This is a genomic window from Phormidium sp. CCY1219, from assembly GCF_055795085.1.
In genome coordinates this window covers 1-247 of the sequence record NZ_JAYFEQ010000793.1, presented here as the reverse complement: position 1 = coordinate 247, position 247 = coordinate 1, and the positions used below count along the sequence as shown (strand labels likewise).

Annotated in this window: 1 protein-coding gene; it reads right to left on the bottom strand. The window is 55.9% G+C overall.

Features of this window, described 5'->3' with window-relative positions; all coding sequences use genetic code 11:
* Positions 1-247 (bottom strand): WD40 repeat domain-containing protein (locus tag AC0QH1_RS24450; RefSeq protein ID WP_442957363.1); only part of this gene is annotated, 247 nt, incomplete at both ends.

The window sequence follows — 247 nt, the reverse complement described above, 5'->3', positions numbered from 1 at the left end:
TACATCGTCACTATGCCCGGTGAGGGTGGCCAGTTCCATCCCGGTCTCCAAATCCCACAGTTTCAGGGTTGTATCATCCGATGCCGAGACGGCTCGTTTCCCGTCGGGGGTAATGGCTACTGCATTTACCTCGCCACTATGCCCGGTGAGGGTGGCCAGTTCCATCCCGGTCTCCAAATCCCACAGTTTCAGGGTTTTCTCATACGATATCGAGACCGCTCGTTTCCCTTCGGGGGTAATGGCTACT